Here is a 21,653-nt window from a genome sequence, read left to right on the forward strand (position 1 = left end):
TCAGCTCTCGTCCTCGATCCAGCCCATGGTCCGGTCGACGGCCTTGAGCCAGTTCTTGTACTCACGGTCGCGGGTGTCCGCGTCCATCCGGGGGGTCCACTCGGCGGCCCGGCGCCAGTTGGCGCGCAGTTCGTCCGTGCTGGACCAGAAGCCGACGGCGAGGCCGGCGGCGTAAGCGGCGCCGAGGCAGGTGGTCTCGGCGACCATCGGGCGCACCACCGGCGCGTCGAGGACGTCGGCGAGCGTCTGCATCAGCAGGTTGTTGGCCGTCATGCCACCGTCGACCTTCAGGGCCACCAGCTCGTCGCCGGAGTCCTTGACCATGGCGTCGGCGATCTCCCGCGTCTGCCAGGCGGTGGCTTCGAGGACGGCGCGCGCGAGGTGCGCCTTCGTGACGTACCGGGTCAGACCGGCGATCACACCGCGGGCGTCGGAGCGCCAGTGCGGGGCGAACAGGCCCGAGAAGGCCGGCACGAAGTAGGCGCCGCCGTTGTCCTCGACCGAGAGCGCGAGCGTCTCGATCTCGGCGGCGGTGGAGATCAGGCCCATCTGGTCGCGCATCCACTGCACCAGCGAGCCGGTGACGGCGATCGAGCCCTCCAGCGCGTAGACCGTCGGCTGCTCGCCGATCTTGTAGCCGACCGTGGTCAGCAGGCCCGCGTAGGAGTTGATGATCTTGTCACCGGTGTTCATCACCATGAAGGTGCCGGTGCCGTAGGTCGACTTGGTCTCGCCCTCGGCGAAGCAGCACTGGCCGAACAGGGCCGCCTGCTGGTCGCCGAGCGCGGAGGCGACCGGGATGCCGCCGAGCAGCTCGCCGAGCTTGCCGCCGGTGATCTCGCCGTAGACCTCGGCGGAGGAGCGGATCTCCGGCAGGATCGCCAGCGGGACGCCGATGGACTCGGCGATCTTCTCGTCCCACTGCATGGTGTGCAGGTTCATGAGAAGGGTGCGGGAGGCGTTGGTGACGTCGGTGACGTGCTTGCCGCCGTTGACACCGCCGGTCAGGTTCCAGATGACCCAGGTGTCCATGGTGCCGAAGAGGATGTCGCCCGCCTCGGCGCGCTCGCGCAGGCCGTCGACGTGGTCGAGCAGCCAGCGGGCCTTCGGACCGGAGAAGTACGAGGCCAGCGGGAGGCCGGTCTCGCGGCGGAAGCGGTCCTGGCCGACGTTGCGGCCCAGCTCCTTGCAGAGGGAGTCGGTGCGGGTGTCCTGCCAGACGATGGCGTTGTGGACGGGCTCACCGGTGTTCTTGTCCCACAGCACGGTGGTCTCGCGCTGGTTGGTGATACCGATGGCCTTGATGTCGTCACGGGTGATGCCGGCCTTGGCGACGGCGCCGGCGACGACCTCCTGGACGTTGGTCCAGATCTCGTTGGCGTTGTGCTCGACCCAGCCCGGCTTCGGGAAGATCTGCTCGTGCTCCTTCTGGTCGACGGAGACGATACGGCCGTCCCGGTCGAAGACGATGCAGCGCGAGGAGGTCGTGCCCTGGTCGATCGCCGCGATGAAGGGGCCTGCGGTGTGGGCGTCGGTCACTGTGTGCTCCTGAAAGGTCCGTGGTGATGGGGCTGTACGGCGCGTGCTTGAAGATTCGGTGCCTGAGCGCGGCTTCTTTAAGCGAAGGCGACGTTGTAGATGCCTGCCGCGATGGCGCCGCCGATCAGCGGACCGACCACCGGGATCCAGGCGTAGCTCCAGTCGGAACCACCCTTGTTGGGCAGCGGCAGCAGGGCGTGCACGATGCGCGGACCCAGGTCACGGGCCGGGTTGATCGCGTAGCCCGTCGGGCCGCCGAGCGACAGACCGATCGACACGACCACCAGCGCGGTGATCAGACCGCCGAGGATGCCGAGGCCGTTGCCCTTGTCGTTCAGGCCCTGGGTGAGGACCGCGAGGATCAGCACCACGGTGCCGATGATCTCCGTGGCCAGGTTCTGCGCCACGTTCCGGATCTCCGGACCGGTGGAGAAGATGCCGAGGACCGGACCGGCCCCCTTCTCCTGGGCCTCGACCGCCTTGGCCGTGGTGGCCTGGGCGCCCGGACCGCCGACGATCTCCTTGTCGGTCAGGTGCGCCTGGAACTGGCCGTAGTAGGCGACCCACACCAGCGCCGCACCGATCATCGCGCCGAGCAGCTGGCCGGCGAGGTAGGTCGGAACGTTGCTCCAGTCGCCGTCCTTGATGGCCAGGGCGACGGTGACGGCCGGGTTGAGATGGGCACCGGACAGCGGTCCGGAGATGTACACAGCCGTCAGAACGGCGAAGCCCCACCCGAAGGTGATGGCGAGCCAACCGGCGTTACGGGCCTTGGAGGCCTTCAGCGTGACGGCGGCACAGACGCCGCCGCCGAGCAGGATGAGTATGGCGGTACCGATGGTCTCGCCGATGAAGATGTCGGAGCTGGACACCCGCGACTCCTTTGTCCTTCGTCCAGGGGTAGCCGAACCCCGGGTCCCTCCGGGGAACTGGCGCCCTCGGGGGTGAGAGCGATGTGCTGGCCCTTGGCGTTGTCACACTCTAGCGCGTATTGCCGGTAGGTGTTCGACAATGCCGACCGATGGACGGGAGTCTTGCTTCGGCGTTACGCGTGCGTCAAGAGTTCTGTTATCGAAAACAGGATCGTTATTGATCGCTGCGGGTTATCGACCTTCATGCGCGGACGTACGGTATAGCCCTGTTTGTCCATTTCAGGGTAGGGCGACGACCGGAACGCCGCCTGGCGTTCCGGTCGTTCCGGTCGTTCCGGGTGTGCGGCCGCAGCCGCTCAGAACCGCCCGGCGCCCAGGTCGCGGGAGACCGCGCGGGCGCAGTCCCGCACCGCCGCGATCAGCTCGGGGCGCAGCTCGCCCTCCCGGCACAGCCGTTCCACGGCGCCGGTGATGCCGACCGCGCCCACGGGCATGCGGCGCCGGTCGTGGATGGGCGCGGCGATCGACGCCACGCCCTCCCAGGTCTCCTCCACGTCGGCCGCGTACCCACGCGCGCGCGTGACGTCGAGGAGCCGGTCGAAGTCGCCGGGGTCGCACACCGTGCGGTCGGTGAAGGGCTTCCGGTCGGCCTCCAGCGCCTCGCTGTGCGCCACCGGGTCGTACGCCGACAGCACCTTGCCCAGCGCCGTGGAGTGCAGCGGCTGCATGGCCCCGATCTCCAGCACCTGCCGGCTGTCGTCGGGCCGGAAGACGTGGTGCACGATCAGCACGCCCTGCTGGTGCAGGACGCCCAGGTACACGCTCTCCCCGCTGGAGCGGGCCAGGTCGTCGGTCCACACCAGCGCCCGCGCCCGCAGTTCGTGCACGTCGAGATAGGTGGTGCCGAGGCGCAGCAGCTCCGCGCCCAGCTGGTAGCGGCCGGAGGCGTCGTCCTGCTCCACGAACCCCTCCTGCTGGAGGGTGCGCAGGATGCCGTGGGCCGTGCCCTTGGCGAGGCCCAGTGACGAGGCGATGTCCGAGAGGCCGAGCCTCCGCTCGCCGCCCGCGAGCAGCCGCAGCATCGCCGCCGCCCGTTCGAGCGACTGGATGTTCCGTGCCATCGCCGTCCTGCCTCCGTCCCCTATGACTGCCCTCGGTTATGACTGCCTCGGTACAGCCGACAACACCGTTCGGCAATGTCGAACACTACCGGTCCATGCCGACCCACCGCTAATGGTCGGACGGCACCTGTTACATCACACGTGACCTGAGCGTGGCATCCGGGCCACCCGCGTCCGTCACGTGGACGCCGGTGCCCATCCAAGCCGACTCCCGGTTACTCTGGCGCCGTGCGGCCACCCCCGCCCGTCAGGGAAACCGCATAGCCGACAGCCGTCGCATCCCAGGGAGCCCCTACATGGCCTCGTCGCCAACGTCCCCTTCCGCCGACAGCCGGACCCGTGTGTCCGCGCTCCGCGAGGCGCTCGCCACCCGTGTGGTGGTCGCCGACGGAGCCATGGGCACCATGCTCCAGGCCCAGGAGCCCACCCTTGAGGACTTCGAGCACCTTGAGGGCTGCAACGAGATCCTCAACCTCACCCGCCCCGACATCGTCCGCTCCGTCCACGAGGCGTACTTCGCCGTGGGCGTCGACTGCGTCGAGACCAACACCTTCGGGGCCAACCACTCCGCCCTCGGCGAGTACGACATCTCCGACCGCGTCCACGAGCTGTCCGAGGCCGGCGCCCGCGTGGCCCGCGAGGTCGCCGACGAGTTCACCGCCAAGGACGGCCGGCCCCGCTGGGTCCTCGGCTCCATGGGCCCCGGCACCAAGCTGCCCACCCTCGGCCACGCCCCGTACACCACCCTGCGCGACGCCTACCAGCGCAACGCCGAGGGCCTGATCGCCGGCGGCGCCGACGCGCTGCTCGTGGAGACCACCCAGGACCTCCTCCAGACCAAGGCCGCCGTCCTCGGCGCCCGCCGGGGCCTTGCCGCCCTCGGTCTGGACGCCCCGGTCATCGTGTCCGTCACCGTCGAGACCACCGGCACCATGCTGCTCGGCTCCGAGATCGGCGCGGCTCTCACGGCGCTGGAGCCGCTCGGCATCGACATGATCGGCCTGAACTGCGCCACCGGCCCGGCCGAGATGAGCGAGCACCTGCGCCACCTCGCCCGCAACGCCCGGATCCCGCTGTCCTGCATGCCCAACGCGGGCCTGCCGGTCCTCGGCAAGGACGGCGCCCACTACCCGCTGACCGCGCCGGAGCTGGCCGACGCCCAGGAGACCTTCGTCCACGAGTACGGCCTCTCCCTCGTCGGCGGCTGCTGCGGCACCACCCCCGAGCACCTGCGCCAGGTCGTGGAGCGGGTCCAGGGCCTCACCCCGCCCGCGCGCACCCCGCGCCCCGAGCCGGGCGCCGCCTCCCTCTACCAGGCGGTGCCGTTCCGCCAGGACACCTCCTACCTGGCCATCGGCGAGCGCACCAACGCCAACGGCTCCAAGAAGTTCCGCGAGGCCATGCTGGACGCCCGCTGGGACGACTGCGTCGAGATGGCACGCGAGCAGATCCGCGAGGGCGCGCACATGCTCGACCTGTGCGTGGACTACGTCGGCCGGGACGGCGTCGCCGACATGGAGGAGCTGGCCGGCCGCTTCGCCACCGCCTCCACCCTGCCGATCGTCCTGGACTCCACCGAGGTCGACGTCATCCGGGCGGGCCTGGAGAAGCTCGGCGGCCGCGCCGTGATCAACTCCGTCAACTACGAGGACGGCGACGGACCCGAGTCCCGGTTCGCGAAGGTCACGAAGCTCGCGCAGGAGCACGGCGCCGCCCTCATCGCGCTCACCATCGACGAGGAGGGCCAGGCCCGCACCCCCGAGAAGAAGGTCGAGATCGCCGAACGGCTCATCGACGACCTCACCGGGAACTGGGGCATCCGCGAGGACGACATCCTCATCGACACCCTGACCTTCACCATCTGCACCGGTCAGGAGGAGTCCCGCAAGGACGGCATCGCCACCATCGAGGCGATCCGCGAGCTGAAGAAGCGGCACCCGGCCGTGCAGACCACGCTGGGCCTGTCGAACATCTCCTTCGGCCTCAACCCGGCCGCCCGCATCCTGCTGAACTCCGTCTTCCTGGACGAGTGCGTCAAGGCGGGCCTGGACTCCGCGATCGTCCACGCGAGCAAGATCCTGCCCATCGCCCGCTTCAGCGAGGAAGAGGTCCAGACGGCCCTGGACCTGATCCACGACCGCCGCAGCGAGGGCTACGACCCGCTGCAGAAGCTCATGCAGCTCTTCGAGGGCGCCACGGCGAAGTCCCTGAAGGCAGGCAAGGCCGAGGAGCTGGCCGCGCTGCCCCTGGAGGAGCGCCTCAAGCGCCGCATCATCGACGGCGAGCGCAACGGCCTGGAGGCCGACCTCGACGAGGCCCTGACGACCCGCCCCGCCCTGGACATCGTCAACGAGACCCTCCTGGACGGCATGAAGGTCGTCGGCGACCTGTTCGGCTCCGGCCAGATGCAGCTGCCGTTCGTCCTCCAGTCCGCCGAGGTCATGAAGGCCGCCGTCGCCCACCTCGAACCGCACATGGAGAAGTCGGACGCCGAGGGCAAGGGCACGATCGTGCTGGCGACCGTGCGCGGCGACGTGCACGACATCGGCAAGAACCTGGTCGACATCATCCTGTCCAACAACGGCTACAACGTCGTCAACCTGGGCATCAAGCAGCCGGTCTCCGCGATCCTGGAGGCGGCCGAGGAGCACCGGGCGGACGTCATCGGCATGTCCGGGCTCCTGGTCAAGTCCACGGTGATCATGAAGGAGAACCTGGAGGAGCTGAACCAGCGCGGCCTCGCCGCCCGCTTCCCGGTCATCCTCGGCGGCGCCGCCCTGACCCGCGCCTACGTCGAACAGGACCTCCACGAGATCTACGAGGGCGAGGTCCGCTACGCCCGCGACGCCTTCGAGGGCCTGCGCCTCATGGACGCGCTGATCGGCGTCAAGCGCGGCCTGCCCGGCGCGCAGCTGCCCGAGCTGAAGCAGCGCCGGGTGCGCGCCACGGCCGCCGCCCGGATCGAGGAGCGGCCCGAGGAGGGGCACGTCCGCTCCGACGTCGCCACCGACAACCCCGTGCCCACCCCGCCGTTCTGGGACACCCGGGTGATCAAGGGCATCCAGCTCAAGGAGTACGCGAGCTGGCTGGACGAGGGCGCGCTCTTCAAGGGCCAGTGGGGGCTCAAGCAGGCCCGCACCGGCGAGGGACCGACCTACGAGGAACTGGTCGAGACCGAGGGCCGGCCCCGGCTGCGCGGCCTGCTCGACCGCCTCCAGACCGAGAACCTCCTCGAAGCGGCCGTCGTCTACGGCTACTTCCCCTGCGTGTCCAAGGACGACGACCTGATCATCCTGGACGAGCAGGGCAACGAGCGCACCCGCTTCACCTTCCCGCGCCAGCGCCGCGGCCGGCGGCTGTGCCTGGCCGACTTCTTCCGCCCGGAGGAGTCGGGCGAGACGGACGTGGTCGGCCTCCAGGTCGTCACCGTCGGCTCCCGCATCGGCGAGGAGACGGCCAAGCTGTTCGAGTCGAACTCCTACCGCGACTACCTCGAACTGCACGGCCTGTCCGTCCAGTTGGCCGAGGCGCTCGCCGAGTACTGGCACGCCCGCGTCCGCGCCGAACTCGGCTTCGGCGGCGAGGACCCCGCCGACATCGAGGACATGTTCGCCCTGAAGTACCGGGGAGCCCGCTTCTCCCTCGGCTACGGCGCCTGCCCCGACCTGGAGGACCGCGCCAAGATCGCCGGCCTCCTGCGGCCCGAGCGGATCGGCGTCCACCTGTCCGAGGAGTTCCAGCTGCACCCCGAGCAGTCCACGGACGCCATCGTGATCCACCACCCGGAGGCGAAGTACTTCAACGCGCGGTGACGGACGTCTCCCGCCACACCGACCGTGTCGCAACCGGCACACTGATCGGATAAGTCGTACACTGGTCGGTCCACCGCAGGCCGGTTCCCTGTCCGGGAACCGGCCTGGTCGTCCCTCAAGGAGGTGCGCCAGGATGACCAGCACGGTCCCCGCGCTCGGAACCCGTACGGCCGAAGGCTCCGCCCTGCAGGCGGTACTCCTCGACATGGACGGCACCCTGGTGGACACCGAGGGCTTCTGGTGGGACGTCGAGGTGGAGGTCTTCGCCTCCCTCGGCCACACCCTGGACGAGACCTGGCGCCATGTCGTGGTCGGCGGTCCCATGACCCGCAGCGCCGGGTTCCTGATCGAGGCCACCGGCGCCGACATCACCCTCGCCGAACTGACGATCCTGCTCAACGAAGGGTTCGAGGACCGCATCGGCCGCACCCTGCCGCTGATGCCGGGCGCCGCCCGGCTGCTCGCCGAGCTGTACGAGTACGAGATCCCGACCGCCCTGGTCTCCGCCTCCCACCGGCGCATCATCGACCGCGTGCTGTCCGTGCTGGGCCCGCACCACTTCGCCCTCTCCATCGCCGGCGACGAGGTCTCCCGCACCAAGCCCTACCCGGACCCGTATCTGCTCGCCGCCGCGGGACTGGGGGCGGATCCGGCCAGATGCGCCGTGGTCGAGGACACCGCGACCGGCGTCGCCGCCGCCGAGGCCGCGGGCTGCCGGGTGGTCGCCGTACCCTCCGTCGCCCCCATCGGCCCGGCCCTCGGACGTACGGTCGTGACCTCCCTGGAAGAGGTCGACCTGGCATTTCTGCGGGGCCTGATGACGGAAATGCGCTAGCCGTTCACTGGGGGTGCTGGACACATTTCCGGGGAAGTACACCCGAGTGGAATTCCGGCCAGGCCGCGCGGCCGAATTCTGCTGACCGGCGGCACAGTTGGGAGTGTGACGTTCCCCACGCCGACGGGGCTCGACAACGTTGGCCAAGTGTGCTGACCGATCCTGATCGCGGAGATTCGGCGGGACCTTGTGTCCCGATTGATGGGATGCTGCACTAATCATGCCGCTGTCGGGTTTTCGGTGTGTCCGCGACCGGTTCCCCTGCGTGATGGGGGGTCAACTCACGCGGCCGTGAGCCCCGCTGCGGGCGCGGACTAATCTCATCGCGAGAACATCGCCGAGAACCCCTGTGATCCGCCGCACCACCCATGCATGCCGGATACACGGACCCGAACAGCTCTGGAGAAACTCCCGCATGAACCGCAAGACTTTGGTGCTGCCGGCGGTCGCCGGCCTGCTCACCCCGGTTCTCGCCGCGTGCGGCGGAGCCGACAGCGGGAGCAAGAGCGGTGACGCCATCGTCGTCGGTACCACGGACCAGTTCACGGCCACCAAGGAAGCCCCGGCGCCCCTGGACCCGGCCTACGCCTACGACGTCGGCACCTGGAACATCCTGCGCCAGACCGTGCAGACCCTGATGGCGCAGCCCAAGGGTGAGGGCGAGCCCGTGCCGGACGCCGCCGAGAGCTGCTCCTTCACCGACAGCGGCAGCGAGCGCTACGCCTGCAAGCTGCGCGAGGGCCTGAAGTTCGCGAGCGGCGACCCGGTGACCGCCGCTGACGTCAAGTACTCGATCGAGCGTGTGCTGCGCATCAACGCCGAGGGCGGTCCCTCGGCCCTGCTGAACACCATCGACACCATCGAGACGCAGGGCGACCGCGAGGTCGTCTTCCACCTGAAGACGGCCGACGCCACCTTCCCGTACAAGCTGTCCACCCCGGTCGCGGGCATCGTCAACCCGAAGGACTACGAGAAGGACAAGCTCCGGGACGGCTTCGAGGTCGACGGCTCCGGCCCGTACACCTTCCAGGCCGACGTCAAGAACGACGCGATCGCCAGCGCCACCTTCGCCAGGAACGCCTCCTACCAGGGCGCCGTGAAGGTGAACAACGACAAGGTCGAACTGCGCGCCTTCGCCGACGCCGACGCCATGGGCGACGCGATCAACAAGGGCGACATCGACGTGATGACCCGCACCATGTCGCCCGCGCAGATCCAGAAGCTGGACGCCGGCGGCGACGGCAAGGTCGACCTGGTCGACATGCCGGGCCTGGAGATCCGCTACCTGGCCTTCAACACCGACGCGGCCACGGTCAAGTCCAAGGCCGTACGCCAGGCCATGGCCCAGCTCATCAACCGCGGCGAGCTGGTCTCCAAGGTCTACGGCACCCAGGCCGAACCGCTGTACTCGCTGGTGCCCGCCACGGTCACCGGCCACTCCAACTCGTTCTTCAACAAGTACGGCAACCCCAGCGTCGACAAGGCCAAGTCCCTGCTGACCAAGGCCGGCATCACCACCCCGGTCAAGCTGACCCTGCACTACACCACCGACCACTACGGCTCGGCCACCAAGCAGGAGTTCGAGGTGCTGCAGAAGCAGCTCAACGACAGCGGCCTGTTCGACGCCTCCATCCAGGGCCACACCTGGGAAACCTTCCGGCCCGCCGAGCGCAAGGGCGAGTACGACGTCTACGGCATGGGTTGGTTCCCGGACTTCCCGGACGCCGACAACTTCCTCGCGCCGTTCCTCGACAAGGACAACTTCCTCGGCTCGCCGTACGCCAACAGCGCCATCCAGCGTTCGCTGATCCCGCAGTCGCGCCGCGAGGCCGACCGGCTCGGCGCCTCCAAGAGCCTGACCGAGATCCAGGACACCGTCGCCGAGGACGTCCCGATCCTGCCGCTGTGGCAGGGCAAGCAGTACGTCGCCGCACGGGACGACATCACGGGCGTGGCCTACGCCCTCAACTCCTCCTCGACGCTTCAGCTGTGGGAGCTGAGCCGCGGTGTGAGCGGCTGACGGCTCTCCCAACGCGGGGCCGGCACGACGCGGCCCCGTGGCCCGGGACCAGGGACGGCGGTCCCGGGCTGACGAACCGACGACAAGGCACTTCAAGTGAACATGCGCAACCAGTGGCCAGTTCTGCCCATCGTGGCGGGGCTGGCCTCCGGCCTGTTGACCGGATGCGGCTCGGAGACCGGTGATTCCGGGGGTACCGGCTCCTCCGTGGTGATGGGGATGTCCGACGACGTCCTCGCCACGGACCCGGCATCCGGCTACGACCCCGGCTCCTGGCTGTTGTTCAACAACGTCTTCCAGTCGCTGCTCAGCTTCCCCAAGGGCGGGACCGAACCCCAGCCCGAACTGGCGAAGCAGTGCGGCTTCACCGACAACCGGGCCATGGTCTACAAGTGCGAGCTGAAGGACGGCCTGAAGTTCAGCAACGGTGACGCCCTCACCTCCGAGGACGTGAAGTTCTCCTTCGACCGCATGCTGAAGATCGACGACCCCGCCGGTCCCGCGATCATGTTCCCGATGCTCGACAAGGTCGAGACACCGGACGCGAAGACGGCCGTCTTCCACCTGAAGGTGCCCGACGCCACCTTCCCCAGCAAGATCGCCTCCGGCGCCGGTTCCATCGTGGACCACCGCCAGTACGACGCGAACGGCCTGCGCACCGACCACAAGGCCGTCGGCTCCGGCCCGTACACGCTGGACTCCTTCGACGACGACCAGGCGGTCTTCTCCGTCAACGGCAACTACCAGGGCACCGCCAAGGTCAAGAACTCCGGCGTCACCCTGAAGTTCTTCCACGGCGACCGCACCGCCCTGAAGACGTCCCTCCTCGACGGCGGCATCGACATCGCCTACCGAGGCCTGACCGCCACCGACATCGCCGCCCTCGACCAGCAGAGCGACAGCAAGGGCGTCGACGTCATCGAGGGCAGCAGCGCCGAGGTCCAGCACCTGGTCTTCAACATGAAGGACCCGGTGGCCGGCAAGCTCGGCGTCCGCAAGGCCATGGCCTACCTCATCGACCGCGACGCCCTGATGAAGGACGTCTACCAGGGCACCGCCACCCCGCTGTACTCGATCATCCCGGCGGGCATCGCGGGCCACAACACGGCCTTCTTCGACACCTACGGCGCCCGCCCCTCCCGGGACAAGGCCGCCGCCGCGCTGCGCGCCGACGGCGTCTCCGGCAAGGTCAAGCTCACCCTGTGGTCCACGCCGTCCCGCTACGGCCCCGCCACCGACGAGGAGCTGAAGGCCATCGCCGGCCAGCTCAACGCCAGCGGCCTGTTCGACGCCGACGTCAAGTCCGTCGACTTCGACAAGTACGAGAAGGACATCGCCGCCGGCAAGTACGGCGTGTACGTCAAGGGCTGGGTGCCCGACTACCCGGACGCCGACAACTTCACCGCGCCCTTCTTCGGCAAGGGCAACGTGCTGGACAACAACTACAGCAACCGCACCATCACCGGATCCCTGATCCCCGGCACCGCCGCACAGAGCGACCGCGCGGCGACCGACAAGGACTTCGGCAGGCTGCAGAACATCGTCGCCGCCGAACTGCCCGTCCTGCCGGTCTGGCAGGCCAAGCAGTACGCGGTCGTCCGCGACGGCGTGTACGGCCTGGAGTACTGCCTGGACGCCTCCACGGTGTTCCGCTTCTGGGAACTCAGCAAGAGCTGAGCCGCACAGACGCACAGGGCGCTGCCTCCCCCCGGGGAAGCAGCGCCCTCTGCCGTGTACGACGTCCTACTGCGCGCCGGGGCGCACCAGCCCGCTCTCGTACGCGTACACCGCCGCCTGCACCCGGTCCCGGAGCCCCAGCTTGGTCAGCACATGCCCGACGTGCGTCTTCACCGTCGTCTCGCTGACGAACAGATCGGCCGCGATCTCCGCGTTGGACAGCCCGCGCGCCACGAGCTTCAGCACCTCCACCTCGCGGTCGGTGAGGGTGTGCAGGGTGTCCGGCACCGGCTCCTCGCCGGACGGCAGATGCGTGGCGTACTTGTCCAGCAGCCGCCGTGTGATGCTCGGCGCGAGCATGGCCTCGCCGGCCGCCACCACCCGGATCGCCTGCACCAGCTCGTTGGCCGGCGCGTCCTTGAGCAGAAAGCCGCTGGCCCCGGCGCGCAGCGCCTCCACCACGTACTCGTCGAGGTCGAAGGTGGTCAGCACCAGCACCTTGGCCGGGCCGTCCCGCCCGGGCCCGGTGATCTGCCGGGTCGCCTCGACGCCGTCCATCCGCGGCATCCGGATGTCCATCAGCACGACGTCCGGTTGCAGTGCTCGCACCTGGTCGAGGGCCTGCAGACCGTCACCGGCCTCGCCCACGACCGCGAGATCCTGCTCGGCCTCCAGGATCATCCGGAAACCCGTACGCAGCAGAGGCTGGTCGTCGACCAGTAGGACGCGGATGGCCACGTGACACTCCTTCGCTAGTCCGGCCCCATTCTGCCCTGCGCGCGTCTCCCGCTTCACACCGTCCCTGACTCGGGGGCGCTGACCGGCAGCGGGTAGGGCGGGGGAGTGCCGCCGAACTCCGGGCAGTGCGTCTGGTGGTCGCACCAGCCGCACAGCTTCGTCGGCCGGGGCCGCCACTCCCCGGTCTCCGTGGCCTGCCGGATGGCCTCCCACAGCGCGTGCAGCTTGCGCTCCACCCGCTCCAGGTCGGCGGGGACCGGGTCGTACGTCAGCACGTCCCCGCTGCCCAGGTACACGAGCTGCAGCCGGCGCGGGATCACCCGCTTCAGCCGCCACACCACCAGGGCGTAGAACTTCATCTGGAACAGCGCGCCCTCGGCGTACTCCGGCCGCGGCGCCTTGCCCGTCTTGTAGTCGACGATCCGCACCTCGCCCGTGGGCGCCACATCGACCCGGTCGATGATCCCGCGCAGCCGCAGCCCCGAGTCCAGCTCGGCCTCCACGAACAGCTCCCGCTCGGCCGGCTCCAGCCGGGTCGGGTCCTCCAGCGTGAACCAGCGCTCCACGAGCCGCTCGGCCTCGGCGAGCCAGCCGGCCAGCCGCTCCCCGTCCGGATCGTCGGCGAACAGCTCGCTCACCTCGGGCCTGCTCTCCCTGAGCCGGTCCCACTGCCCCGGGATCAGCGCCTTGGCCCGCGGCGCGGTCCGCTCCCCGGCGGGCGCGTCGAACAGCCGCTCCAGCACGGCATGCACCAGCGTGCCCCGCGTCGCCGCCGCACTCGGCTTCTCCGGCAGCCGGTCGATCACCCGGAACCGGTACAGCAGCGGGCACTGCATGAAGTCACTGGCGCGGGAGGGCGACAGGGAGGTGGGCGCGACGGCGCTCCGCTCACCTCTGCCGGCCGCGGGCTCCGGCGCCGGTTGCGTCTGCTCGGCGCCGCCCGGCGGGGCCGCCTCCTCCTCGATGCTGCTGTCCATGTCCACAGACCTTACGGCCCACCACTGACAGTGACCCAGTCGCCGGCCGCGTGGCCTGTGCGACCCCGGGGCAAACACAAGGGGTGCCGGGGCGGAACGTGCCATCAAGGACGCATACCATCGACCAGAGACCCTTCCGTCCGGCAGGTGCGGAAGACGCTTCGAACGAGGGGAAACCGTGGACGTGAGCGGCGGGAGCGGGCAGCCGCGGTCCGGCAGCGAAGAGCCGGCCGAGCACTCGGCGGACCCAACGGCCCGACCGACCGACACCCAGCCCGACTCTCCGCCGGAGGCCGACAGGGACGGCGCCGAGGAACCCACCCCGACGCCGGCCCCGCACACTGCCGCGAACGGCGAGCCGGACACGGACAGCGCGACCGACAGCGAAACCCCGGCCGAGGGCACCGCGACGACCGCCAGGCCCGCCACGCCCCCCACGCCCGGCACGGAGGCCGAGCCCCACGCCCCGGCCCCGGCGCCGGGGCCCGCCGGGTCCGACGCGGTGGACGCACCCCGGCCCGGCAAGGCCGCCGTGGCGGACGCACCCCTCGACCCCGCCCCGGCCCCCAAGCCCGCTGCGGACAGCGCGCCCGGCCCGGCCGAGCCGGATCATCGCGGCCCTGACGGTGTTCACGACCACCGTTCCCTCGCCCACTCCGGCATCGCCAAGGGGCAGCCGCCCGAGCCGCGGCCCAAGGAGCCGGGCGGTGGGATCCTCATGGGGCGTCCCTTCGGCGTGCCCGTCTACGTCGCGCCCAGCTGGTTCCTCGTCGCCGCCCTGATCACCTGGGTCTTCGGCGGGCAGCTCGACCGCGTCCTGCCCGAGCTGGGCGCCGCCCGCTACCTGGTCTCCCTCTTCTTCGCGGTCGCCTTCTACGCCTCCGTCCTGGTCCACGAGCTGGCCCACACGGTCGCCGCGATCCGCTTCAAGCTCCCGGTCCGCCGCATCCAGCTGCAGTTCTTCGGCGGTGTCTCGGAGATCGAGAAGGAGGCCGAGACCCCGGGCCGGGAGTTCGTGCTGGCCTTCGTCGGCCCGCTCCTCTCCCTCGTGCTGGCCGGCCTCTTCTACCTCGCCATGAAGCCCGTCGAGCCCGGCACGGTTCCCGGCGTGCTGCTGGCCGGCCTGATGGTCTCCAACCTGATCGTTGCGATCTTCAACCTCCTCCCCGGCCTCCCCCTCGACGGCGGTCGCATGCTCCGCGCCGTCGTCTGGAAGCTCACCGGCAAGCCGATGAGCGGCACGGTGGCCGCCGCCTGGGTCGGCCGCGCCCTCGCCGTCTCCGTCCTGATCGGCCTGCCGCTGCTCAACCAGTCCGGCGCCCTCGGCGGCAGCAGCGAGGACGTGGGCGGCATGGACACCGTCACCGACGCCCTGCTCGCCGCCATCCTCGCTGCGATCATCTGGACCGGCGCCGGCAACAGCCTGCGCATGGCCCGGCTGCGCGAACACCTCCCCGAGCTGCGCGCCCGTACCCTCACCCGGCGGGCCGTCCCGGTCGAGAACGACACCCCGCTCTCCGAGGCGCTGCGCCGCGCCAACGCGGCCGGCGCCCGCGCCCTCGTCGTGGTGGACGCCGACGGCAACCCGCTCTCGCTCGTCCGCGAGGCCGCCATCGTCGGCGTACCGGAGCACCGCCGCCCCTGGGTGGCCGTCAGCGGCCTCGCCCAGGAGCTGACCGACGGCATGCGGGTCTCCGCCGAGCTGGCCGGCGAGGAACTCCTGGACGTCCTGCGGGCCACCCCCGCCACCGAGTACCTGGTCGTGGAAGAGACCGGCGAGATCTACGGCGTCCTGTCCGCGGCGGACGTCGAGCGCGCCTTCGTGAAGGCCATGGCCAGGCCCACCGCATAGCCATGGTCGGCGGCCCCCGGAAACGCCGGTAGTCTGTTCACATGTCCGAACCGACCGGTGCCGCCCGCAGGCGCGGGCCCTTCAAGGTCGGGGACCAGGTACAGCTGACCGACCCCAAGGGCCGCCACTACACGTTCACGCTCGAAGCCGGGAAGAACTTCCACACCCACAAGGGTTCCTTCCCGCACGACGAACTGATCGGCGCTCCCGAGGGCAGCGTTGTCCGCACCACCGGCAACGTCGCCTACCTCGCGCTGCGCCCCCTGCTCCCCGACTACGTCCTGTCCATGCCCCGCGGGGCAGCCGTCGTCTACCCCAAGGACGCGGGGCAGATCCTCGCCTTCGCCGACATCTTCCCCGGCGCCCGCGTCGTGGAGGCCGGCGTCGGCTCCGGCTCGCTCAGCAGCTTCCTGCTGCGGGCCATCGGCGACCAGGGCATGCTGCACTCCTACGAGCGCCGCGAGGACTTCGCCGAGATCGCCCAGCAGAACGTGGAGCGCTACTTCGGCGGCCCGCACCCCGCCTGGCAGCTCACCGTCGGCGACCTCCAGGACAACCTGTCCGACACCGACGTCGACCGCGTCATCCTCGACATGCTCGCCCCCTGGGAGTGCCTGGAGGCCGTCTCCAAGGCCCTCGTCCCCGGCGGCATCCTGTGCTGCTACGTGGCCACCACCACCCAGCTCGCCCGGACCGTGGAGTCCATCCGGGAGATCGGCTGCTTCAACGAGCCGACCGCCTGGGAGACCATGATCCGCAACTGGCACATCGAGGGCCTGGCCGTCCGCCCGGACCACCGGATGATCGGCCACACCGGCTTCCTGCTCACCGCCCGCCGCCTCGCGGACGGCGTCGAGCCGCCCATGCGCCGCCGCCGCCCCGCCAAGGGCGCCTACGGCGAGGACTACGCCGGACCGAACGCCGACGGCGGCGCCGCCCGCTGACCGGCCGCACCGGCACGCCACGCGCGCGGACAACGCAAGGGCGCCGTGACCGAGTTCCCCACCGACCCGCGGGAAATCGGCCACGGCGCCCGTTCGTTGACCAGCCACCGGCACCGGTGCCCCCGCGCGCGGGCGTACCCCCGGCGGGAATCCCGGACCCCCGCCGTTCCCCCGCACTGTGACGTGTGGCACCATGCAGGCCACCCCACCGGCACAGCCCTCACAGGAGACACTCCGCGTGCAGCAGTCCGCCGTTCCGGAGCTCGCCCACACCCAGACCCGGCCCATCCACTGGGTCGCCACCGCCACAGCCGTCGCAGGCGTCGTGGCCCTCTCCTCCGTCGTCCAGCCCGGATCGGCCACAGCCGCCCAGCCCGCCCCCGGCACGAAGGGCACATCCGCCCCCGCCGCCGTGGCGCCGCCGAGCACAGCCGGTGTCGACTTCCCCCTGGAATGCGGTCCCGTGAAGGCGGTGGTCGCCAAGAAGGCCACCGGAGACCTGGACGGCGACGGCAGGCCGGAAACCGTCGCGGTGGTGCACTGCGACGCCCCCATGGGCACCCCGCCCGACGGGGTCTACGTCCTCACCCGCTCCGCCGGCGGCGGCAAGGCCCGCGTGGTCGCCACGCTCATCGAGCCCAAGGAACGGCTCACCGTCACCGACTTCACCATCCGCGCGCGTGCCGTCTCCGCCACGCTCCTCGGCTACTCCTCGGACTCCGTGCCCAGTTGCTGCCCCGACACGAAGACCCCGGCCACCTGGCAGTGGAACGGCAGCGCCTTCCTGCGCTCCACGCCGGCCGGGGCCCACAGCGTCTGAACCGGACTCACTCCGCCCCGGGCCCGTACACCTCGACCCTGTCCGAAACCCGGCGCACATGGATGCACTCGCCGGGACACTCCCTCGCCGAGTCCACCACGTCCGTCAGCAGCGGCAGCGGCACCGGCGTGGTCGCCCCCGGGGCCTGGAGCAGCTCGTCGTCCGCGCCCTTCACATAGGCCAGCCCGTCGATGTCCAGCTCGAACACCTCCGGCGCGTACTGGGCACAGATCCCGTCGCCGGTACACAGGTCCTGGTCGATCCAGACCTCCAGCGCCTCGCCGTCCGGGGCCTCCTGCTGCACGGTCATCTCTCCTGCCGTCGGTTCGCCGGGCGGTCCCGGCACGGCGCAGGCCAGCCGGGTCCGCTCCAGCGGCTGTTGAACACCCTCGACCCTACCTCCGCCCGGATCGCGCCCCGGTTCGACCGCATCGGGTTTCCGGCCCCGCCCGCTCGGGTACCAGCGCCGGACCGGGACGAGGAGTGCCCGGCGGCCGGGTCGACCACTTCAGGCCGCCGCGACCGTGACACCGACCGACTGCGCCGTCGCTCTGCGTGATGATCGTACGAGCGCCCTGCGTGCTGCCCGCATACGGGCCGATCGGTCCGCAGCGGACAACTCCGGCCACTCCTGGCGGGTTTTGACCATGCGATGCATGGAACAAGCTGCTTCCCCCTCACGTTGAGTGGGTATCCCCTCCGTGCGAGGGAGTGTGCAACGGGTGACCGACGACACACCTTGACAGTCTTTGTGATCTAGGGGTTTCAATCGACACCCACCCAGGTAGGGTCTGGAAGCGTCCAGCTCCCCTTGGAGGAGGTGAGGACCGTGGCAGCCCACGACGACGACATGAACCGCGGCATCCGCCCGGGACGCGGGTCCGACGACCCGGCCGGGCAGATCGCCTACCTTGAGCAGGAGATCGCCGTCCTGCGCCGCAAGCTCGCCGACTCTCCGCGCCACACGAGGATTCTCGAAGAGCGGATCGTCGAGCTGCAGACCAATCTGGCCGGCGTGTCCGCCCAGAACGAGCGACTGGCCAACACACTCCGCGAGGCCCGCGACCAGATCGTGGCCCTCAAGGAGGAGGTCGACCGGCTCGCCCAGCCGCCGGCCGGCTTCGGTGTCTTCCTGCAGGCCAACGAGGACGGCACCGCCGACATCTTCACCGGCGGCCGCAAGCTCCGGGTGAACGTCAGCCCCAGCGTCGAACTCGACGACCTGCGGCGCGGCCAGGAAGTCATGCTCAACGAGGCGCTCAACGTGGTCGAGGCCATGGAGTTCGAGAGCGTCGGCGACATCGTCACCCTCAAGGAGATCCTCGAGGACGGCGAGCGCGCCCTCGTGCTGGGGCACACCGACGAGGAGCGGGTGGTGCGGCTCGCCGAGCCGCTGCTGGACGTCACCATCCGCCCCGGCGACGCGCTCCTGCTCGAACCCCGCTCCGGCTACGTCTACGAGGTCGTACCCAAGAGCGAGGTCGAGGAACTCGTCCTCGAAGAGGTCCCCGACATCGGCTACGAGGCCATCGGCGGCCTCGGCAACCAGATCGAGGCGATCCGCGACGCGGTAGAGCTGCCCTATCTCTACCCCGACCTCTTCAAGGAGCACGAGCTGCGCCCGCCCAAGGGCGTCCTGCTCTACGGCCCGCCCGGCTGCGGCAAGACACTCATCGCCAAGGCCGTCGCGAACTCGCTCGCCAAGAAGGTCGCCGAGGTCACCGGCCAGGCCGCCGGCAAGAGCTTCTTCCTCAACATCAAGGGCCCCGAGCTCCTCAACAAGTACGTCGGCGAGACCGAGCGGCAGATCCGCCTGGTCTTCCAGCGTGCACGTGAGAAGGCCAGCGAGGGCACCCCCGTGATCGTCTTCTTCGACGAGATGGAGTCCCTCTTCCGCACCCGCGGCTCCGGCGTCAGCTCCGACGTGGAGAACACCATCGTCCCGCAGCTGCTCGCCGAGATCGACGGCGTCGAGGGCCTGCAGAACGTGGTCGTGATCGGCGCCTCCAACCGCGAGGACATGATCGACCCCGCCATCCTGCGCCCCGGCCGGCTCGACGTGAAGATCAAGATCGAGCGTCCGGACGCCGAGGCGGCGAAGGACATCTTCGGCAAGTACCTCACCGAGCGCCTGCCGCTGCACGCGGACGACCTCGACGAGCACGGCGGCGACAAGACCACCACCGTCCAGAGCATGATCCAGACGGCGGTCGAGCACATGTACGCCGAATCCGAGGAGAACCGCTTCCTGGAGGTCACCTACGCCAACGGCGACAAGGAAGTCCTCTACTTCAAGGACTTCAACTCCGGCGCCATGATCGAGAACATCGTGGGCCGCGCCAAGAAAATGGCGATCAAGGACTTCCTGGAGAAGACCCAGAAGGGCCTCCGCGTCTCCCACCTGCTCCAGGCATGCGTCGACGAGTTCAAGGAGAACGAGGACCTCCCCAACACCACGAACCCGGACGACTGGGCCCGGATCTCCGGAAAGAAGGGCGAGCGGATCGTGTACATCCGTACCCTCATCACCGGAAAGCAGGGTGCGGACACCGGACGCTCCATCGACACGGTGGCGAACACCGGTCAGTACCTGTAACAGCAGGGCGGCTGCGGGTGCCCTCGACGGGTACCCGCAGCCGACTGTTTTTCGGGCCACGACCGGAGCAGCGAATGACGCAAATGATCTCCCCACCAGCGCAAAGGCGTTCTAGGCTCGTTCCTACCGCCGAGTCGCGCAGTGCGGGGACGGGCACCGCACACGCACCGGAGCGCCAGCGGTACTTGAGCGGCGCCCACGACCGAGGGTGCCGCCGGGCAAGGAGGGCCGCATGACCGTACGGCGAGTAATGGGCATCGAGACGGAGTACGGGATCTCCGTCCCCGGCCACCCCAATGCCAATGCCATGCTCACCTCGTCCCAGATCGTCAACGCCTACGCGGCGGCGATGCACCGGGCCCGCCGCGCCCGCTGGGACTTCGAGGAGGAGAACCCGCTGCGGGACGCACGAGGCTTCGACCTCGCCCGGGAGGCCGCCGACGCCAGCCAGCTCACCGACGAGGACATCGGCCTGGCCAACGTGATCCTCACCAACGGTGCGCGCCTCTACGTCGACCACGCCCACCCCGAGTACAGCGCCCCCGAGGTCACCAACCCCCGCGACGCCGTCCTCTGGGACAAGGCCGGCGAGCGGATCATGGCCGAGGCCGCCGAACGGGCCGCACAGCTGCCCGGCGCCCAGCCGATCCACCTCTACAAGAACAACACCGACAACAAGGGCGCCTCCTACGGCACGCACGAGAACTACCTGATGAAGCGGGAGACCCCCTTCTCGGACATCGTGCGCCACCTGACGCCCTTCTTCGTCTCCCGCCAGGTCTTCGCCGGAGCGGGCCGCGTCGGCATCGGCCAGGACGGGCACGAGCACGGCTTCCAGATCAGTCAGCGAGCGGACTACTTCGAGGTCGAGGTCGGCCTGGAGACCACACTCAAGCGCCCGATCATCAACACCCGCGACGAGCCGCACGCCGACGCCGAGAAGTACCGCCGGTTGCACGTGATCATCGGCGACGCCAACCTCTCGGAGATCTCGACCTACCTCAAGCTGGGCACGACCGCCCTGGTCCTGTCCATGATCGAGGACGGCTTCATCGCCGTGGACCTGGCCGTCGACCAGCCGGTCCGCACCCTGCACCAGGTCTCGCACGACCCGTCCCTCAAGCGCCTGGTCACCCTGCGCAGCGGCCGCACACTCACCGCGGTCCAGCTGCAGATGGAGTACTTCGAGCTGGCCCGCAAGTACGTCGAGGAACGCTTCGGCGCCGACGCCGACGACCAGACCAAGGACGTCCTCGGCCGCTGGGAGGACACCCTCACCCGGCTGGAGAACGACCCGATGAGCCTGGCCGGCGAGCTGGACTGGCTGGCCAAGCGGGAGCTGATGGAGGGCTACCGCCGCCGTGACAGCCTGGACTGGGACGCCGCCCGGCTGCACCTCGTCGACCTCCAGTACGCCGACGTACGCGCCGAGAAGGGCCTGTACAACCGCCTGGTGGCCCGCGGGCGCATGAAGCGGCTGCTGGACGAGGCCGAGGTCGACAAGGCCCGGACGAAGCCGCCGGAGGACACGCGCGCGTACTTCCGCGGCCGGTGCCTGGAGCAGTACGCGGACGACGTCGCCGCGGCGAGCTGGGACTCGGTCATCTTCGACCTCCCCGGCCGTGACTCCCTCCAGCGCGTTCCAACCCTGGAACCGCTACGCGGAACGCGAAATCACGTCAAGGAGCTGCTGGACCGCTGCCGCACCGCGGAAGACCTGGTCAGGGTCCTGTCAGGCGGCTGAGCGGGCCAGGGGGGTACTCGATGCGACCCCGGGCGGCCAGGGTGGAAACCCCATCGCCCGGGAATCATCGGGGTGGCCCCCGTACGTTGGAGAAACTGCGGGGCCG

15 protein-coding genes are annotated in these 21,653 nt (G+C 69.9%); 9 read left to right on the forward strand and 6 right to left on the reverse strand.

What is annotated here, in order from left to right:
- From glpK to ABZ937_RS17025, 3 genes are all read right to left on the reverse strand, one after another.
- A complete protein-coding gene (gene glpK / locus ABZ937_RS17015) occupies positions 1 to 1,539 on the reverse strand; it encodes a glycerol kinase GlpK (protein ID WP_361692375.1) in 1,539 nt (512 codons plus the stop codon).
- 77 nt (positions 1,540 to 1,616) lie between these two features.
- Positions 1,617 to 2,411, reverse strand: a complete 795-nt coding sequence (locus tag ABZ937_RS17020; RefSeq protein ID WP_361692378.1) for an MIP/aquaporin family protein — start codon at positions 2,409 to 2,411, stop codon at positions 1,617 to 1,619.
- Positions 2,412 to 2,767: 356 nt separating this feature from the next.
- Positions 2,768 to 3,532, reverse strand: a complete 765-nt coding sequence (locus ABZ937_RS17025) for an IclR family transcriptional regulator (protein ID WP_361692381.1) — start codon at positions 3,530 to 3,532, stop codon at positions 2,768 to 2,770.
- 296 nt (positions 3,533 to 3,828) lie between these two features.
- On the opposite strand from ABZ937_RS17025, the gene metH reads away from it, so the two are divergent.
- The 4 genes from metH to ABZ937_RS17045 all read left to right on the forward strand — a co-directional run bounded on the left by metH (position 3,829) and on the right by ABZ937_RS17045 (position 11,876).
- Positions 3,829 to 7,344 (forward strand): methionine synthase, encoded by a 3,516-nt coding sequence (metH, locus tag ABZ937_RS17030; protein ID WP_361692384.1) that lies wholly within the window; start codon positions 3,829 to 3,831, stop codon positions 7,342 to 7,344.
- Between the two features lie 133 nt (positions 7,345 to 7,477).
- Positions 7,478 to 8,179: an HAD family phosphatase gene (locus ABZ937_RS17035; protein ID WP_361692387.1), complete on the forward strand. Its 702-nt coding sequence runs from the start codon at positions 7,478 to 7,480 to the stop codon at positions 8,177 to 8,179.
- A 415-nt stretch (positions 8,180 to 8,594) separates the two neighbouring features.
- Complete coding sequence (locus ABZ937_RS17040) at positions 8,595 to 10,199, forward strand: ABC transporter substrate-binding protein (RefSeq protein ID WP_361692390.1); 1,605 nt, start codon at positions 8,595 to 8,597, stop codon at positions 10,197 to 10,199.
- Positions 10,200 to 10,295: 96 nt separating this feature from the next.
- The gene (locus ABZ937_RS17045) at positions 10,296 to 11,876 is read left to right on the forward strand and encodes an ABC transporter substrate-binding protein (protein WP_361692393.1); all 1,581 of its coding nucleotides are present in this window, start codon (positions 10,296 to 10,298) and stop codon (positions 11,874 to 11,876) included.
- A 66-nt stretch (positions 11,877 to 11,942) separates the two neighbouring features.
- On the opposite strand, the gene ABZ937_RS17050 is transcribed toward ABZ937_RS17045, so the two are convergent.
- Complete coding sequence (locus ABZ937_RS17050) at positions 11,943 to 12,614, reverse strand: response regulator transcription factor (protein WP_010045368.1); 672 nt, start codon at positions 12,612 to 12,614, stop codon at positions 11,943 to 11,945.
- 53 nt (positions 12,615 to 12,667) lie between these two features.
- The gene (locus ABZ937_RS17055; RefSeq protein ID WP_361692396.1) at positions 12,668 to 13,591 is read right to left on the reverse strand and encodes a RecB family exonuclease; all 924 of its coding nucleotides are present in this window, start codon (positions 13,589 to 13,591) and stop codon (positions 12,668 to 12,670) included.
- Between the two features lie 178 nt (positions 13,592 to 13,769).
- Here ABZ937_RS17055 and ABZ937_RS17060 point away from each other — a divergent pair, with 178 nt between their 5' ends.
- The 3 genes from ABZ937_RS17060 (at position 13,770) to ABZ937_RS17070 (ending at position 17,207) form a co-directional block, all read left to right on the forward strand.
- Positions 13,770 to 15,443, forward strand: a complete 1,674-nt coding sequence (locus ABZ937_RS17060) for a site-2 protease family protein (protein ID WP_361692399.1) — start codon at positions 13,770 to 13,772, stop codon at positions 15,441 to 15,443.
- Positions 15,444 to 15,484: 41 nt separating this feature from the next.
- Complete coding sequence (locus tag ABZ937_RS17065; RefSeq protein WP_361692402.1) at positions 15,485 to 16,387, forward strand: tRNA (adenine-N1)-methyltransferase; 903 nt, start codon at positions 15,485 to 15,487, stop codon at positions 16,385 to 16,387.
- A gap of 238 nt (positions 16,388 to 16,625) precedes the next feature.
- Positions 16,626 to 17,207, forward strand: coding sequence for a hypothetical protein (locus tag ABZ937_RS17070; protein WP_361692405.1), 582 nt, complete (start codon positions 16,626 to 16,628; stop codon positions 17,205 to 17,207).
- A 7-nt stretch (positions 17,208 to 17,214) separates the two neighbouring features.
- Here ABZ937_RS17070 and ABZ937_RS17075 read toward each other — a convergent pair whose 3' ends face one another.
- Positions 17,215 to 17,517, reverse strand: a complete 303-nt coding sequence (locus ABZ937_RS17075) for a ferredoxin (protein WP_361692408.1) — start codon at positions 17,515 to 17,517, stop codon at positions 17,215 to 17,217.
- A 519-nt stretch (positions 17,518 to 18,036) separates the two neighbouring features.
- Between ABZ937_RS17075 and arc the strand changes: the two genes are divergently transcribed.
- Both arc and dop read left to right on the forward strand, forming a co-directional pair.
- Positions 18,037 to 19,803, forward strand: coding sequence for a proteasome ATPase (gene arc, locus ABZ937_RS17080; protein ID WP_361692411.1), 1,767 nt, complete (start codon positions 18,037 to 18,039; stop codon positions 19,801 to 19,803).
- Between the two features lie 232 nt (positions 19,804 to 20,035).
- Positions 20,036 to 21,547: a depupylase/deamidase Dop gene (gene dop / locus ABZ937_RS17085; RefSeq protein WP_361692414.1), complete on the forward strand. Its 1,512-nt coding sequence runs from the start codon at positions 20,036 to 20,038 to the stop codon at positions 21,545 to 21,547.
- The last annotated feature ends 106 nt before the right edge of the window (positions 21,548 to 21,653 follow it).

Source organism: Streptomyces sp. NPDC046727 (assembly GCF_040645635.1).
Classification (GTDB): Bacteria; Actinomycetota; Actinomycetes; order Streptomycetales; family Streptomycetaceae; genus Streptomyces.